This window comes from Streptomyces sp. B93 (genome assembly GCF_018070565.1).
In the GTDB taxonomy this organism is placed as follows: Bacteria; Actinomycetota; Actinomycetes; order Streptomycetales; family Streptomycetaceae; genus Streptomyces.
Map to the genome: position 1 here is coordinate 46,368 of NZ_JAGPXL010000019.1, position 15,515 is coordinate 61,882.

Here is a 15,515-nt window from a genome sequence, read left to right on the forward strand (position 1 = left end):
CTGTCCGACATCGACTCCGCGAAGGTCGCCTGGGTCGAGCGCATGGCCCTCGCCAACTGACCCGTGCCGCCCGGGATCGGCTCCTCTCAGGTGGCGATGGCCTGATGGGCCAGCAGCAGCGCGAGCGGTCCCCCCTGAAGCAGGAAGCGTCCCTCGGTGGCGGCGCGGATCGCTTCAGGCATGGGCCACCACATGAGCTTGAAGCCCTCTTCGCTGGGGGTGAGCTGCTGCGGGCCGCAGGTGAGACCTTCGGCCAGGAAAGGGTGGATGCGGGCGGTGGAGTTCAGGGTGATGGCGTACGAGCCGAGTGGCCGCCAGGTCCGGGCGATGACGCCGGCTTCCTCACGCAGCTCGCGCCGCGCGCACTCTTCCGGTGTCTCGCCGTCCTCCCGGCGTCCTCCGGGCAGAAACACGTACTCACCGCCATGCCGGGGAAATGCGGCGGTCAGGACGGCAACCATGCCTTCCGCGTCTCGGGCCACGATGACGGAGGCGTCGTGCTCTGTCCCTCGCCGGGATGTGTCGCTCATGGCCGGGGAGCGTAGCCGCCTACTCCGACAGCCAGACCGCGAACGGCACGTTCAGCACGGTCGGGTGGGCGATGCCACGGCCGCGGTAGCCGTCCTCGCCGAAGGCGTCGCCGTGGTCGGCGCACATGATGATCAGCCATCTCTCCTTGTCCGTGAGCCCGTCGACCAGGCGGCCGAGGTGTTCGTCGGTGTACGCGAGTGCTGCGGCCTGGGACTGCCAGGAGTCGCCGCTGTCGCCGACGTAGTGGCCGTGGGGAACGTGGGTGGCAGAGACGTTGACACGCACTGTCCGTCGCTCCACACCCGACAGCACCCAGCGTGACGGAGGACCCCGCGCACCGTCCACAGAATGTGTCCGTACGCTGACGCACCGTACGGGCGTCACTCCTGGAACGCACCCCCGCACGCCCGCCACATTGGCCCCATGAGCGCAACCCTCCCCCAACCCCCCAGCACCGTGGCCACGTTCGCCCAGCTCCTGTCCTCCACCCGCCGAGGAGCCCGCCTCGCGCGCCTCCTCGCCACCACCCAGCTCCGCGCCTGGGACCTGTCACCAGAAGTGACCGAGCGAGCCGAGCAGATCGTCGCCGAACTCGCCGCCAACGCGGCCCTGCACGGCCGCGTCCAGGGCCGCGACTTCCGGCTCGCCCTCACCTTCGACACCCCGACCGGCCTCCTCCGCATCGCGGTCACCGACGCCAAGGGCGGCCAACCCCCCGTCGTACCCACCGATTCGACGACGTACGGCGAGTCCGGCCGCGGTCTACTCCTGGTCGGCGCCCTGGCCGACCGCTGGGGCACCGAACCGCATCCGCCGGGCGGCAAGACTGTTTGGGCCGAGGTGAGCCCCGTTGCCAGACCTACCAGTGGCTTGCACGAGTTGCCACCAGCCGGCCCGTGACGGGCCATCTGGGGGTTTCTGCACGGCCGGGGTCAGCTCAGGGCGTCGATGGCCTTCACGATCAGGGCCCGCGCATCAGCCCCGTAGACGGCCAGTTCTGTGAGCCGGGCGAACGCCCGCAGGTACAGGTCGAGTTCGCTCGGCGCCGTGACGGTCACCTTCGCGGCGAGCAACTCCACATGGATCCGAGAGTCATCGAACACCGTGAACTGCTCCAGTGGCCACATGACCGCCTCTCGCGAGGCCGCGGCCGGGATGATGCCGAGCGACATGGAGGGCAGAGACATCGCGGCCAGCAGGTTGCCGAGTTGGCCGGCCATCACGTCCTGATCGCCGACCCGGTGATGGAGGACGTTCTCTTCGATCAGGGTCGCGAACCGGTGGTCTCCTTCGTGGATGACGTGCGCGCGTCGCATGCGGACCTCGACCGCGGCGGCCACGTCGTCCGGGGTGCCTCGGAAGTCCGCGATAGTGCGCATGAGCGCCGTCGCGTAAGCGGGTGTCTGCAGATAGCCGGGCACGACGTGGGAGGCGTACACGCGAAACTGGCGGGTGCGCTCGTACAGCTTGGCCGAGGTCTCCGCCAACTGCTTCATGCCCGTCCGCTGGAGCCGCTTCCACTGGAGGTACATGGAGTCGGCTTGCCGGTTGGCCGCGATGAGGTCGTCCGCCTGGTCGGTCGCGCCGCAGGCCGCACACCAGACGCGGATGTCGGCGTCGGCCGGCGCGGTGACAGCGTTCTCGATCCTCGACGACTTGGCGACGGACCAGCCTGCGAGCCGGGCGAGTTCCTTGCCGGTGATGCCCGCGTCCAGGCGCAGCTCCCGCAGCCTGGCCGCGAGGGCTGCGCGTGCTTCCTGCACGCTGGACGTGGGGAATGTGGACATGGACGGCTACTTGACCTCGTACTGGTCGTGAGGAGTGGCCCGTTCCCAGATTCGTTCGTATGCGGCCGCGTGCTGGGAGACCGTGCTGCGCTCGTCGCAGAGTTCCTTGCTGACCCATTCGCCGTCGCCGGAGAAGTGGTGCACGCGTATCAGCCGCCGGTCGAAGATCCAAAGGTCGGTGCCCGGGACTAGCAGGTCCCACGCGCGGTGCCGTGGGAGCCAGCGCACCTCCTCGCCGGCTTCCACGTTGGCGCGGGTCTGGTAGTGCTCCCACGCGATGTACTCGGTGACCGGCTCGGACACGATCCTGACGCGCCGCACGTGCACGCCGCGGGCGACAGCGTCCGCGATGTTCTGGTGGTAGGGACGCCACCAGGAACCCCGGTCGTCCCAGTCGACGCGATGGCCGTCCTGCCAGGATTCGAAGCGGGGGTTGGTGAAGTAGGCGTCCCTCATCTCCAGATGGGCGGCCGACTGCCGGGTGTCGGCGAGGAGTTCAGCGAACTCCGGGATCGAGCTCATCGCACGCCTTCCTGATGATCGGGATCATACGGGCCGGGATCCTGATGACTGTCTCGCCGGATGGGATCGGCGCCCTCGCCGGGGACAAGGCGTCGCATGTCGCGGTCGTCTCGTCGTCGGCCTGGTAGCTCTGGATCAGCAGATCGTCCGTGCTGGTGTCCACCCAGACTGTGGGGCATCCGTCCTCGTCTGTCTCGGGGTCGATCCCGACGAACTGAATGTTCATGGTGACTGGTCTCCCGCACTGGTCGGTTGCAGCGATTTACACCACCATCGTGCGCACGCATCACGTGGTCAAGAGCACATGCCAGCCATGACCTGCACCCTCGAACTGACATGTAATTCGGTGCAATTCTATGGCCTGGCCGATGGAGGGTCTTTTACGGTCGGGGAGACGATGGAATCCGGCGGCCTCGCGAAGGACCCCGGGCATGGCCGACTGTGAAGGAGTCGACGTGCCGAACCGTACTGCCCGCCAACCCGCTGCGGCGGACCGCGGCGACCCGCCAGACATCCCCACCATGCGCTCGACCGCCGACCGGATCCTCGCCCTCGACGCGAAGCCCATCAGCCCCGAAGATCTGGAGACGCTCCGGATCAACATGCACGGCCAGCTCGAACTACTCATCCACGCCGTACAGGGTCTCGCAGCCGGGTTCCCGAAAGGGGACATCCCGCGCGAGTGCGCCCTGGCCGGTGTGCGTGAAGCAGGCATGCGGCTCCGGCTGGGTGTCGGCGGCAGCGGCCCTGTGCGCATGTCCGTATCGATGAAACTGGCCCGCTCAGTGGTCGCCCTGTGCGACCACTACGAGGACCTCGGCGGGCGGTGACCGTCCCGGCCTCGCGCCACCTCTTAACTCCCGCCCCCGCTCCCCCAACCCTGGACAGGTCGAGCAACCGGGGCGGGCTGCACCACACAACACGGCAACGACACCCCAGAAGGGCAGGTCCATGACCGTCACACTCGAACCGCCCGCCAGGACGCTCACGCGGGATCCGAGGGAACTCCTCAACGCGGTCGCTCCCCACATCACCGAGTTGACCGTCAACGTGTTCGACTCCGGCATGAGCCTGTGGGACCGCGAGGTCTCCCTGCTCCTGCGAGACCACACCATGGTCCGGGACATGGCCGAACGGATCCTCGGCAACGCCGTTATGTACGTCATGGGCTCCATCGAGAACCCCGACCAGCATCTCGGCGTGGGCAAGCTCGTCGACATCGGCGTCCACCAGCTCATCCTCGACACGCCCGTGTGGTGGGGCATCTGCCGGCTCTACAACGGCGGCCGGTTCAAGCACCACGCCCCGTTCATCGAGCGCCGCCGCGACGGCCTGTGCCTGCGCACCGGTGACTTCCTGCGCTCCCAGGGCTGGGCGATCGACGAGGAGCTGTGGGCCATCGACGGCGCGGACTGCTCACCGTGCGACGACAAGGTCCCCGACAGCCATTGAGCCCCGCTACAGTCGCCCCCCTCCTCACGGCTCCCCGAGGGCGGGGGCTCCCGCTGCCGACGACACGAGGAACCGCTGTGCCCGTACCACACGACATCGCCGCCGAGACCGAACTGTGGGACGCCTACGCCGAATCCGCGTTCAAGGACGACGCCGAGCCGTCGTTCTGCTGGACCCAGTACGCCGGCCACGGCCCCGGACCCGAACTCCTCGGCAGCCCGGAGAGCGTGCTGGAGATCGGATGCGGCACCGGCCGCGCCCTCGCCCACCTCGCGCAACAAGGCGTCAAGGTCACCGGGGTCGATTTGTCGCCGCGCATGGTGGCGCTTGCGAGCGCGAAGTGGGCACCGCTCGGGGTGCGGATCGAGCGGGCAGAGATCCTCGACTGGCTGGCCGCCGACGAGGGCCGGTACGACGCCGTGTACTCCATCTTCGGAGCGGCCTGGTTCACCGCCCCGTCCAGCCTCTTCCCCCGCGTCCGCAAGCGCCTCGTCCCGGGCGGCGTCTTCGTGTTCTCCCAGCCGCCTGCCATTCCGGGTGCCTACGGGCCGCAGGGCATGTACAAGGGCGGGTTCGCAGGGAAGGCCATGTTCACGTACCGATACAGCTACAAGCCCGCAGTGTGGGAGCGGCACCTGCTCCGAGCTGGTTTCACGTCCGCTGAGGCGACGGTGGTGGATGCCCCGAAAGCCGGGCACATCGGCACGCTCATCGTCCAGGCCCGCGCCTGACAGACTCGTCACGGCCCCGGCCGCATCCTTCGTAGCCGACCGGGGCCACTTCCGCCCAGCTCCTGTCCTCAACCCGCCGATGAGCCCGCCTCGCACACCTCCTGGCACGTCTGGGACCTGTCACCCGAAGTGACCGAGCGAGCCGAGCAGATCGTCGCCGAACTCGCCGCCAACGCCACCCTGTACGGCCGGATACAGGGCCGCGGCTTCCGGATCGCCCTCCGTCTCGACCCCAGAGCCGGAATCCTCCGCATCGCGGTCAGCGACTCCCGGGGCGACCGGATCCCGGCGTTCCCCACAGCACATCTCCCCCACGAGGAGGCCGAGTCGGGTCGTGGCCTCCTCCTCGTCACCGCTGGGGCGTCGATCTCGCACCGGGCGACTGAAGACAGTCAGGTCTGAGCCGAAAACACGTTGACGACGTTAACATAGGTAAGTCACCCTTTAGGCCGTCCACAGTATCCCTTGTGGGGAGACCAGCCATGTACCTTGAGCGCCTCCACCTGCGCGGCTTCCGATCGGCGGCGGACACCGCCGTGACTTTCCGGCCGGGCGTCACCGTCGTGGTCGGCGAGAACAACGCGGGCAAGTCCAATGTGATGGACGCGATTCGGCTGCTCACGCAGGCACTCGACGGCAAGGGAGGCGGACCGTATCCGGACCGGGACGACCTGCACCGCGACGGCTGCGCGGACGGCGACCACATCGAGGGCTGCCAAACCTCCATCGAGCTGTCGGCCCGCTACCGGTCCACCGTCCCGGGAGATCTGGACAGGTTGAGCCAGGCGTTCGACGAGGCCGGGGAAACGGCGAGCTACCACCTCACCATCACCCCGCCGCCCACCGGTTTCCGGCGGCCCACCCTTTCCTGGCAGGCCGGGGACGGCGCCACCACCGACCTCGACCCCGAACCAGGCGCCCGCGAAGGGATCCGGCACCTCTACCTCCCGCCGCTGCGCGACGCACAGCGGGACCTCGCCTCCAGCAGCGGCGGGCGCGTCCAACTCGTCGTGGAGCGCCTGCTGCAGGACGAGACGGCACGTGAGACGTTCCTCGGCGAGGTCCGCACTCAGTTCCGGTCCGTCGAGGCGATCGACCCTCTCCCCAAGGCGATCGAGGCCGTACAGGAGCGGCTCACCCAGCTCACCCAGGGCGCGCATCCGCAGACGGCCGGTCTCGGATTCGCCGACGCATCCGTGGGCTCCATCGCGCGCGGACTGCGGCTGCGCATGGAGCAGGCCGGCCTCGACCCGCGTGACCTCGCCGAATCCGGCCTCGGCTACGCGAACCTGCTCTACATGGCCACCGTCCTCACCCAGCTCCAGGACGCGGCCGAGGCCGATCTCACACTGCTGCTGGTGGAGGAGCCGGAGGCTCATCTGCATCCGCAGCTGCAGACCATCCTGCTCCATCACCTCGCGGACGAGGCGCGCGAGAGTCAGCGGCGGCAGCCACAGCCGGGGAACGCCTGGCTCGGCAGGATCCAGGTGATCGTCACCACCCACTCCCCCCATGTGGCCACCTCCGTCGATCCCCGGGACCTGGTCGTGCTGCAGCGGCGGCAGCGGCGGACACCCCGGCCGTCGTACGACACCACGGCGGTCGCCGTGGACCGTCTCGGCCTGGACCGACGCGACCACTACAAGATCCGCAGCTATCTCGACGCGACACGCAACACGCTGCTGTTCGGGCAACGGGTACTCCTGGTGGAGGGCATCGCGGAGGCGATCCTCCTGCCCGAGTTCGCCCGGCTCACGCTCACCGGCGAGCGTCTGCAGCGGTTCCACGGGACGGCGCTGGTTCCGATCGGCGGGGTCGACTTCGAGCCCTATCTGCGCGTTCTGCTGTATCGGGACCGCGAGAGTGGGCACCGGATCGCCCGCCGCGTGGCCGTGATCACGGACGGGGACGCGGGCTCCGGCGAGACAACTGGGGAGAAGGCGGCGGAGACCCGGATCCGCGACCTGCAAGCACTCATCACCTCGACCGGCGCGCAGGATCTGGCCAGGGTGTTCCGCAACGAGTTCACGCTGGAGCCCGAGATCGTTCGCGCCGGCGGACCCAACCGCGACCTCCTCATGGCGGCCTGGAAGGAACAGCGTCCGCAGGTATGGGCCGACGACTGGGCGAGCGTCGGAGACGGCTCCCCCGACGCACAGGCACGGGCGCTGAGCGATCTGTTGGCGAAAAAGAAGAGCAAGATCCGTAAGGGTGATCTCGCGCAGGCGCTGCTCGCCGAGGCCGCCGCACGACCGGACGACGCTCCACCCCTAGTGGTTCCCGGCTACCTTCGCGACGCCCTGCAATGGATCACCGAGGAGCCCGCCCGATGAGCCCGGCCGGGGGCAGCGCCCCGGACATCGACACGCTACGGGCCGAGGCCGACGCCGCCCAGCGAGCCCTCGTCGCGTTGGACACCAGCGCGGGGCACCTGATCAGTACCCACGCGTGCCCGGGCGCCGGCAAGACGCGTACCGTCGTCGAACGCCACCTCAGTCGACCGGTGCCCCCGCGGCAGGGGCGGGCCGTGCTGTCGTTCACCAAGGTGGCCGGCGCCGAGGTCAGGCAGCGGTGTGCACAGGCCGGGCACCCGGAGCTCGCGCGCTTCCCCCACTACATCGGCACCTTCGACACCTTCATCTGGCGCCACCTCGTCCGGCCGTACCTGCGACCCAGTCCGGAGAAGACCTGGCATCGGCTGGAATCCTGGGGCGACCACCCCGAAGCCCGCCGCGAGGGGGTGACCCTGGACGACTTCCGGTTCGAGTACGACCCCTTGGCTCAGGCCCGCATCGCACGGCCCCGGCTCAAACCGGGCGGCCTACCGTACCGGCTCCGCAACGACTCGCACGCCGAGGGCCGTCTGACCCACTGGGCGGGCATGGCGATACGGAAGCTCTGGCGGGCGGGGTACCTGTCGGGCGACCAGCTGCGCGACATGGCTTTGTGCCTGCTGACCGGCAGCAGGCGCGCCGACCGCATCACGAGGGTGCTGCGCACGAGGTTCGCCGAGATCGTCGTCGACGAGGCACAGGACTGCTCGCAGGAGGACCTCTGCCTGATCGACCTGATCCGTGCGGCCGATGTTCCCCTGCTGCTCGTCGGAGACCCCGACCAGAGCATCTACGGGTTCCGCGACACCCGCCCGCACCCGCGCGGCGATCAACCGCGGCCCTTCGCCACCGCGCCCGACCACCGGCTGAGCCACAACTGGCGCTCCACGCAGGTCATCTGCGATCTCGCCCACACCCTGCGTACCTCGGACGCCCCACGTGACACGGCGGTCGGCCCGCACCACGCCGAGACGACCCCCGTCGTGCTCGTTCCCACCACCGGGCGCACGGAGGCGGAATGGATTGCCGACTTCGGTCGGGAGGCAGCCCAGCTCGGCATCCCCACCCGGCAGCATCTGGTCGTGGCGCACCAGCACCGCATCCTGCCCAAGGAGATGACGGGGACCCGGCAGGTGCCGACCGCCAAGCTGGACCGTCTGGTCTGGGCGACGGCCGTGCTGCGCTCGCCGGGGGCGTCCACCCGGCAGCGGGAGCTCGCGGGCAGGACGCTGCGCGAGGCCATGCGGGAGCACTGGTTCGGATCACCGCCCGACGCACCGGAACCGGTCGGCTTCGGCGACCCTCACCTCACCGGTGTCGAACTCCGTCTGTCCCAGGCGATGGTGGAGCGAGAACTCCCCCCCCTGGACGTCCCTCCCAGGGAATGGAGTCAGCGGGCCTGCCAGGTGCTGCGCGATGCCGCCGTCCGCTTCGGCATCCAGCCGCAGACCACGCGTGCCTACCCCTGCACGCGTTCCAAGGACACGGCTTGGCAGCTTGTCGGGTTCGGTGATCCCGCCGGGTCACGCGCAGCAGTCGGGCGGTCGGGCACGGTTCACGGTGTGAAGGGCCAGGAAGCCGACGCCGTGCTGGTCGTCGTCCCGCCCACCGGCAAGGGCAAGCCCGACGACCGCTCGGACCTGTTGATCAAGACGTGGACGGCGAGTAGCCCGACCGTGGCCGATCCGGAGACCGCCGAGGCGCTGCGCGTCCTCTACGTCGCCGTCACGCGCGCCCGCCGACTCGTCGCCCTCGCGCTGAGCGACGACCACCTGAAGACGGTGCGGGATTTCCTCGCCGACCGGGAGATCGCTCATCGGGCTCTGCACTCCCACGCCGGTGAGCAGACCGTTCTGCCGCTGTGACGGCCTTGCCTCGCCGGATCTGGCGAAGCAAGGCCGTCAGCGTGTCACGTGTCCGGTGACATGCACTGCCGCAGCAGCGGCTCAAGACGCAGCTGTGCCTCGTCCGTCCGGTCGAACACCTGCAGAGCATCGAGGCAGCTGACGATCCACCGCGCCTCGTCCTCGTCCTCGATCTTGAGTGCCACGGCGGTCACCGCGCCCTCCAGGTCGAACGGGCCGTCCTTGAACCCGTCGTCCAGGGCTCGGTATCCGGTGACGAGCAGCGGTTCCGTGTACACGCCGGTCGCCTCGGCGAAGGCCTGGGCCTCGGCCCGGTCCGCGCGCAGGCCGGCCAGGCGGTACAGCACTTCGTCGGGGTCGCCGAGTTCGTCGTGCAGGCGGTGGGCACGGCCGACCAGGAGCGGCCAGCCGCCGGTCAGCTCGTGAAGACGGTCCAGGCGGTCCTCCGTGTGGAACCTGTTGACCCGCTGAGCCCAGCCGCGCAGGCTGCGGCGGTCGTGGCGACGCAGCACCACCGGGGCCGCCGAGGTGGGCTCCGTCCCCATCAGCAGGGAGCGCCAGAGGGTCAGCTGGGTGGGGTCGGTGACGAGGACCACGGCACGGGTGACGCCAGGGGTGGCGGGCAGCAATGTCTCGGCGAGGTCGACGGCCTCCCGGCAGGCCTCCGGGCGCGCCGGGTAGCGGGCGAAGTCGCTGATGACGACCCGCCGTTCACGCGGCACCCCGCCCGTGAGCTCCTGCCGGTAGACGCCGACCTTTCCGACGGGCGGCAGCTTCCAGTCGGCGATGCGCCCGGCGACCGTACGCAGGGTGTCGCCGACGTCGGTCACACCGGTGGCCGTCGTGCCGAGGACGACCCTCGTCTGGTTTGAGCGCTCACCGAGGAGATCGTCGAGCTGGGTGATGGTGAGCGGAGCGGGCCGGCCGTCGGGCAGCTCGGGCCGGCCCTCCTGCACGATGCTCTCCTGGAGTTCGCAGTCCTGTTCGGCCCTGAGCAGGCGGGCGTCAACCTCGTGTGAGGTGCCGATCATGCGCAGGGCGTTCGGGCCGCGCAGATGCCAGCCCTGGCCGTCATGGTTGGGGGCGAGGATACCGAGGCCCACCATCTCGGAGAGATAGGCGCGAAAGCCCTCGGTGTCGAGCTGCTCGAAGCCATCGCGCCAGAACGTCTCGCATTCCTCGCGCAGTTCGGCGTCGCTCAGCCGTACCTCCAGGCCGCGGTGGCGGGCCTGGTACGCCAGCACGTTGGCGATCACGTCGTAGCGGTGGTCGAGGCTCAGCGTGTCCTTGAAGGCCGCCGAGATGCCGTCCCTGAGCGCGGCATCCGACTCCACCACCTCGATGTCGGCGACCTCCACCCGGTACGGGGGGCCCTCCGGGCCGCGCCGCGCCCGCTTGCGGTGCATCAGCTCGACCAGCCGGTGCCCGAACATCTGCAGGAGGAATGGCTGGTAGGAGCAGTAGCCGAGTACCCGGTTGACGAGATCCAGGTCCTGGAACTCGAAGCCGAGCGCCCGCATCGGCTCGACCAGCAGCTCGGCGGCGTACTGGGGAGCCAGCGGGCCGATCACCTTCGGGGTCTGCGCGAGGTGGCCGAAGGGTCCGTTGCTCGCGAGTTTGGAGAAGCGCTGCACGGAGTGCAGTCCGGCGAAGACGACCTTGGCGCGATCCTTGGTGTCGGAACCGAGGCCCTTGAGCTTCTTGGTCTGGTCGAAGCGTGGGGCGTCCGCCTCGAAGAACTGGTCGCACTCGTCCAGCAGGATCAGCAGGCGGCGGCGCGAGTCCCCGTCGAGCCAGGTCCGGATACCGGCGCGCACCCGACCGGAGATCTCCTGCCGCGCCTTGCGCCCCTGCGGCCGGTCGAGTACCTGTACCTCGATCAGCTCCCGCTCCAGCACGCTCCACAGTGCCTCGGGCCCGAGCGAGCTGCCCTTGCCGATGTTCTCCTGGTCGAGGTTGACGTACACCGCGTGCTGGTAGCCGGGGCGCTGCTCCGCGAACTGTTCCCCGGCGTCGGCGAGCAGGGCCGACTTGCCCAGGCCCCTGCCGCCGAAGATGACCTGGGTGCCGCGCGGGTCGAGGATGCTCTTGCGCTCGGCGTCGCGGCCGTAGAACATCTCGCCGCCGATCCGGCCGCGCTTCTCCCTGATATACGGGTTGACGCCGGAGAAGGGCAGCAGTGTCTGCGTCGCGGTGCTCACCTGACGGTTCCCGCGGGCGGCGAGATAAGCGAGGGCGGCGTCGTCCACGACCAACAGCGGCTGCAGCCGGCCCGATCCGACGGCGAGTTCGACGCGGGCCTCACGGCTGAGCGTGCCGAAGTAGACGACGAGGAGGCTCGCTCCGCTGGTGTCGCGCTCCGTCCAGCTCATGACGACCTTGGCGGGCGGTTTGCCCCAGACCATCATCACGCGCAGGTTGCCGCCCTGCTCCCGGATCTGCGAGCCGAACGCAGGCGCCTTCGCCCTGCCGTTGATCTCCACCCCGGTTGCCTCGAAGAGACGGTATTCCCGCCGGTGCTGGGAGCGGTCGTCGAGCGGCCTGGCGCTCTTGGCGTCGTAGCCGAGGAGCTTGAGGAGCGGCGGGACCTGCCGCGTCGGCGCCACCTGGAGTCGGTCCTTGCGCTCGGCGGCGGCCAGCGCACGCCACTCGTCGAGGACGTCGGCCGCCAGCGCCGCCTCGTCGGTGGAGAGGCCGCCGTAGTCCAGGACAGGGAGCGTCGGGTGTTTGCCGCCGGACCGGACCAGGTCGACGAGATCGCGGTCGATGCCTCGGGGCAGGCCGTCGGGCACGGCCGGGAAGAATTCCGTGAGGTGGGACTCGCCGGTCTCGATCTCCGGGACGGGCTCGCCGATCTCCAGGAAGTAGACCAGGTCGGCGGCGGTGGCCAGACCTCCGGTGTCCAGGTGCCGCAGCACTTGGGCGCGCTCCTCCGCGGTGGGGTCCAGGACGTCGAGCCGGGCGCGGATCCGGTCCGCCGCCTGTCGGCGGAAGACGGGCAGGTCGCTCCGGACCGTGTCGTGCGCCCGCCGGACTTCCAGCAGGTCGTGCCGGTCGGCGTCTTCGAGGCGGTCATGGGCGTCCGCCAGCAGCTCCTGCAGACGCAGGTCCTGGTCGTCGGTCACGGCGCCGTCGGCCTGCGCGCGATGGAGCTCGGCGACGAGTTCACGGTGTTCCTTCCGCAGATCCGTGCGCCGGGCGGTCTCCCGGTCGTCGATCTCGGCGACCGCGGGCGGGTCGAACTCCCCGTCCCGGGCAGCGGGCAGCAGCCCCCGTCCGGCCAGCTCGACGATGTCGCGGGCAGCGGTGAAGGCGTCGTGGGAGAGTCGCTCATCGAGGGCGTCCCGCCAGGTCCGGTCCACGGCGGTCAGCAGTTCGTCGAGCGAGGGCCGTTCGTCGCGGGTGTCACGCACCTTGAGCAGTTCCGCGTCCAGGACCAGTTCGGGGGCGAGCGCCCCGCCAAGGCGGGTGCTCCCGGTGCCTCTGGCCAGCAGAGCGAACAGCTCCTCCATCGAGGCGTGGGCCGCCCAGGCCGCCGCGGCCGAGACGGCGTCCGAGCACCGTGCGAGCTGCCGCAGTTCGGCCAGGACCGCCTCCCTGCCATCCAGCAGAGACTGGCGCAGGGCGGAGATCTCCTTGGCCGCGCGGTTGCCGTCGGACCGGTCGGCGCGACGAGCGCCGTCGACTGCCAGGCACCACTCCCTGACCGGAGCGACGGCTCGCTCCACCAGATGCACCAGGTCCTGCCGTCCGGACCCCTGGAGAGGCTTGCCGCTGGACGAGCGGTACTTGCGGTCCATGCGGTCGATCTCATTGTTGATCTCGGCTGGCTTCGACAGCCGCTCCGTCTGCTCCCGGGTCCGCTGCACCGCGTCACGGTCGTCGCGGACCACTGTCCCGAGCAGCGTTCCGAGCATCCCGTCGTCAGGCGCGAGCCACAGCTTGGCGATCTGTGTGGCCCGCGCGAACCGCAGCTTCTGCGGCGCGAGCAGGGCACGGCACTGCTCCCCCAGCTCCCGCAGCCGGGCCTCCGTGTCGAAGACGTCGGCGACCAGCGGAGAAGCGGTCATCAGAGCGCCGCTGAGGGCACGGTCGGCGACGGCGGCCGCCACTTCCGCGAGCCGGTCCGGGAGCCGGGGCACCAGCGCCTTGAGCTCAGCGCCCGCCGAGTGGTCGCCGGTGATCAGCGCGGTGCGCAGCAGGGCGGGCACCAGGAAGGGCTCGCTGCCCTCGGTGTCCCGGCCCGCGTACCCGCCATGCTCCTGGAGCAGGTCCGCGGTCAGCCGGGCGACCTGGCTGTCACCGGAGGTGAGCAGCGCGGCGGCACCGGCCAGGCGGAGCGCCGCCACCTGGGGCTCGGGGTGACCGGCGGCTCGGGCGACATGGTGGGCGAGTCCGAAGCGCCGCTCCACGACCAGCTGCGCCAGGGCCCGCTCGGCCGCGGACTCACCGGGGCGGTCGCCCGTGGCCGCGTCCCGGACCTGCGCATCCTCGTCCTTCGGTGCCGTGGGAGTGAGCGACGGGACAGGGGCGACCATCTGCGTCCGGGGCGCCAGCTCGCTGTCGGTCCGTGTCGCGGCCTGTGCGTCGGGGCCGTTGACCGGCTTGGGGGCCGTCGGCCTGGCAGGGGCAGCGGCTTCAGGCGGGGAGACCGGCTCGGGCACGGTGTTCTCGATTTGCTGGCCGGCGGTCTCTTCGGTGGCCTGGCCGACGGTCTCCTCGGTGAAGTGACCGGCAGTCTCCCCCGTCCGCTCGGTCGGCTGTGCGTCCCCATGTTCCGTGGTCGACTCGGCGTCGGAGGGGCCGGCGGTGCCGTTGGCCCCGGCCCCCGCGTGTTCGCGGCTGGTGTCCTCCAGCTGGGCGAACGTCAGTGCGGGGGCCATGATCGCCGCCATGGCACACGCCGGCAGCACCCGCACCACCTGCTCCTGCAGAGCCAGGATCTCGGCAGCGGCGTCCGCCTGCCGCCTCAGCCTGATGAGCCGGAGCAGGGCGGCGAGCGCGGCGCTCTCCTCCCGTTGCGGCTGGTCCCACGCCGGTGCGTCCAGAAGGCGGCGGGCCGCGTCTCGCACGGCCTCGGCGGCAGCGGCGGCCGGGCTGTCCGGGTGGCAGGTGACATGCAGGAGTTCTCGGAGTGGCTCCCGCCCCCGAAGGGCACGTTCGTATTCCGTCCGGTGCGCGCGGGCCGCGCGCGTCATGTCCTCCAGACGGCGGGGCACGCCCTCGATCCCCGCCGCGCTGAACACCGCGTCGACGTTGTCGAAGACGGCGGCCAGGGCGGCCAGCGCGGCGAGGTCCGTGTCCCGCGGAGGGCGGCCGTCCACCACCGCGTCGGACACCCTCTCCGCGGCTTGCCGGGCTTGCGCGAGGGCCGACTCCAGCTCTCGGCAGGCAGCCTCCGGTTCCGTCCCCTCCTCGTTCCGGGCGCCTGCGGACGCCGCCGCGGTCATGTCGTGAGAGGTGCGGGAGTCGCCTACCGCGGTCTCCGGGGCGGGGGCGCTCGTGCCCGGCCGGTCGGCGGCGGGCCCATGCTTCCCCTCGCCCGCGAGCAGCGGCTCATCGTCTTCCGCTGCTCCAGCGGCGAAGTCCGGGTACGCCTCTACGACGGACCGCGCCGCGGCTTCGACGTCATGGAACTGTGCCCTCTCCTTGTCATCGGCCGGCGCCGCGAACCAGTCCTGGTCCGCCGCCCAGGCGAGGATGCGGGCGTCCGCGACGGAGGCGTTGCACCACGCGAACACAGTAGCCCGGACCAGAGTCCCGCCCCAACGGGCGACGGGGTCGGGCACCGTCTCACCGTCACGGGCGAAAACGAACCGGCCGACCTGGTTCATCACGGTGACCGTGAGCCCCTTGATCCCGCAGATGCAGCTGTGCAGCCGCGACTCACGGCGGAGCCTGGTGAGAACGTCCCTGCACAGGGTGCGGCTGACGCGTCGAGGAGCCGCCATGCGGATGCCCAGGCTGCCGAGCAGTTCCTGCCGGTCCCGGGGCGGCAGGGAGTTGAAGGCGAGCTCCACCATGTCGGCCGTGAGGTCGTTCAATGTGGCGGCCGCCGGATGTTCCAATGCGTTGAGCGCGGCGGCCAGGCCTTCCAGGTCCTTGGTCGAGGCGCTCGGCGGGGACAACGGTGGCCCCGTGACGACGCGGTAGCGGTCCTGCATGGACGCGTACTCCGTTTCTGTGGCTGGTTGGCTTGCGGGGATCGGCTCACTCGACGCCGAGGAGCTTTGGAGGGGAACGGAGGAGAGGAGGAGCGAAGGGGACGAGCAGAGTGGTGTGTCGGAGCGGCGA

The 15,515-nt window shown here is 70.3% G+C and carries 13 protein-coding genes; 7 read left to right on the forward strand and 6 right to left on the reverse strand.

The genetic code is table 11. The features are described from left to right. Positions 1-86 precede the first annotated feature (86 nt). Together KBY47_RS19810 and KBY47_RS37235 are read right to left on the reverse strand one after the other, a co-directional pair. On the reverse strand, positions 87-530 hold the full coding sequence (locus tag KBY47_RS19810; protein WP_210922517.1) for an NUDIX hydrolase: 444 nt from the start codon (positions 528-530) through the stop codon (positions 87-89). Between the two features lie 19 nt (positions 531-549). Beyond that, complete coding sequence (locus KBY47_RS37235) at positions 550-816, reverse strand: sulfatase-like hydrolase/transferase (protein WP_308405209.1); 267 nt, start codon at positions 814-816, stop codon at positions 550-552. Between the two features lie 138 nt (positions 817-954). Between KBY47_RS37235 and KBY47_RS19820 the strand changes: the two genes are divergently transcribed. Beyond that, on the forward strand, positions 955-1,431 hold the full coding sequence (locus KBY47_RS19820) for an ATP-binding protein (RefSeq protein ID WP_210922518.1): 477 nt from the start codon (positions 955-957) through the stop codon (positions 1,429-1,431). A 32-nt stretch (positions 1,432-1,463) separates the two neighbouring features. Here KBY47_RS19820 and KBY47_RS19825 read toward each other — a convergent pair whose 3' ends face one another. The 3 genes from KBY47_RS19825 to KBY47_RS19835 are packed head-to-tail and all read right to left on the reverse strand — an operon-like array spanning position 1,464 to position 3,066. Next, complete coding sequence (locus KBY47_RS19825) at positions 1,464-2,318, reverse strand: DUF5753 domain-containing protein (RefSeq protein WP_210922519.1); 855 nt, start codon at positions 2,316-2,318, stop codon at positions 1,464-1,466. Between the two features lie 6 nt (positions 2,319-2,324). After that, entirely contained in the window at positions 2,325-2,840 is a 516-nt protein-coding gene (locus tag KBY47_RS19830; protein WP_210922520.1) for a DUF6879 family protein, read from the reverse strand. Then, entirely contained in the window at positions 2,815-3,066 is a 252-nt protein-coding gene (locus KBY47_RS19835) for a hypothetical protein (RefSeq protein WP_210922521.1), read from the reverse strand. The genes KBY47_RS19830 and KBY47_RS19835 overlap by 26 nt, the downstream gene beginning before the upstream one ends. Before the next feature lie 205 nt (positions 3,067-3,271). Between KBY47_RS19835 and KBY47_RS19840 the strand changes: the two genes are divergently transcribed. The 6 genes from KBY47_RS19840 to KBY47_RS19865 all read left to right on the forward strand — a co-directional run bounded on the left by KBY47_RS19840 (position 3,272) and on the right by KBY47_RS19865 (position 9,221). Further along, positions 3,272-3,670, forward strand: coding sequence for a DUF6415 family natural product biosynthesis protein (locus tag KBY47_RS19840; protein WP_210922522.1), 399 nt, complete (start codon positions 3,272-3,274; stop codon positions 3,668-3,670). A gap of 121 nt (positions 3,671-3,791) precedes the next feature. Then, complete coding sequence (locus KBY47_RS19845; protein WP_210922523.1) at positions 3,792-4,292, forward strand: hypothetical protein; 501 nt, start codon at positions 3,792-3,794, stop codon at positions 4,290-4,292. Positions 4,293-4,369: 77 nt separating this feature from the next. Continuing rightward, on the forward strand, positions 4,370-5,023 hold the full coding sequence (locus tag KBY47_RS19850; RefSeq protein ID WP_210922524.1) for a bifunctional 2-polyprenyl-6-hydroxyphenol methylase/3-demethylubiquinol 3-O-methyltransferase UbiG: 654 nt from the start codon (positions 4,370-4,372) through the stop codon (positions 5,021-5,023). A 129-nt stretch (positions 5,024-5,152) separates the two neighbouring features. Further along, entirely contained in the window at positions 5,153-5,425 is a 273-nt protein-coding gene (locus KBY47_RS19855; RefSeq protein WP_308405210.1) for an ATP-binding protein, read from the forward strand. A gap of 80 nt (positions 5,426-5,505) precedes the next feature. Beyond that, on the forward strand, positions 5,506-7,356 hold the full coding sequence (locus KBY47_RS19860) for an ATP-dependent endonuclease (protein ID WP_210922525.1): 1,851 nt from the start codon (positions 5,506-5,508) through the stop codon (positions 7,354-7,356). Continuing rightward, positions 7,353-9,221 (forward strand): ATP-dependent helicase, encoded by a 1,869-nt coding sequence (locus KBY47_RS19865; RefSeq protein WP_210922526.1) that lies wholly within the window; start codon positions 7,353-7,355, stop codon positions 9,219-9,221. The genes KBY47_RS19860 and KBY47_RS19865 overlap by 4 nt, the downstream gene beginning before the upstream one ends. Before the next feature lie 44 nt (positions 9,222-9,265). On the opposite strand, the gene KBY47_RS19870 is transcribed toward KBY47_RS19865, so the two are convergent. Then, on the reverse strand, positions 9,266-15,385 hold the full coding sequence (locus tag KBY47_RS19870; protein ID WP_210922527.1) for a hypothetical protein: 6,120 nt from the start codon (positions 15,383-15,385) through the stop codon (positions 9,266-9,268). Positions 15,386-15,515: the final 130 nt, after the last annotated feature.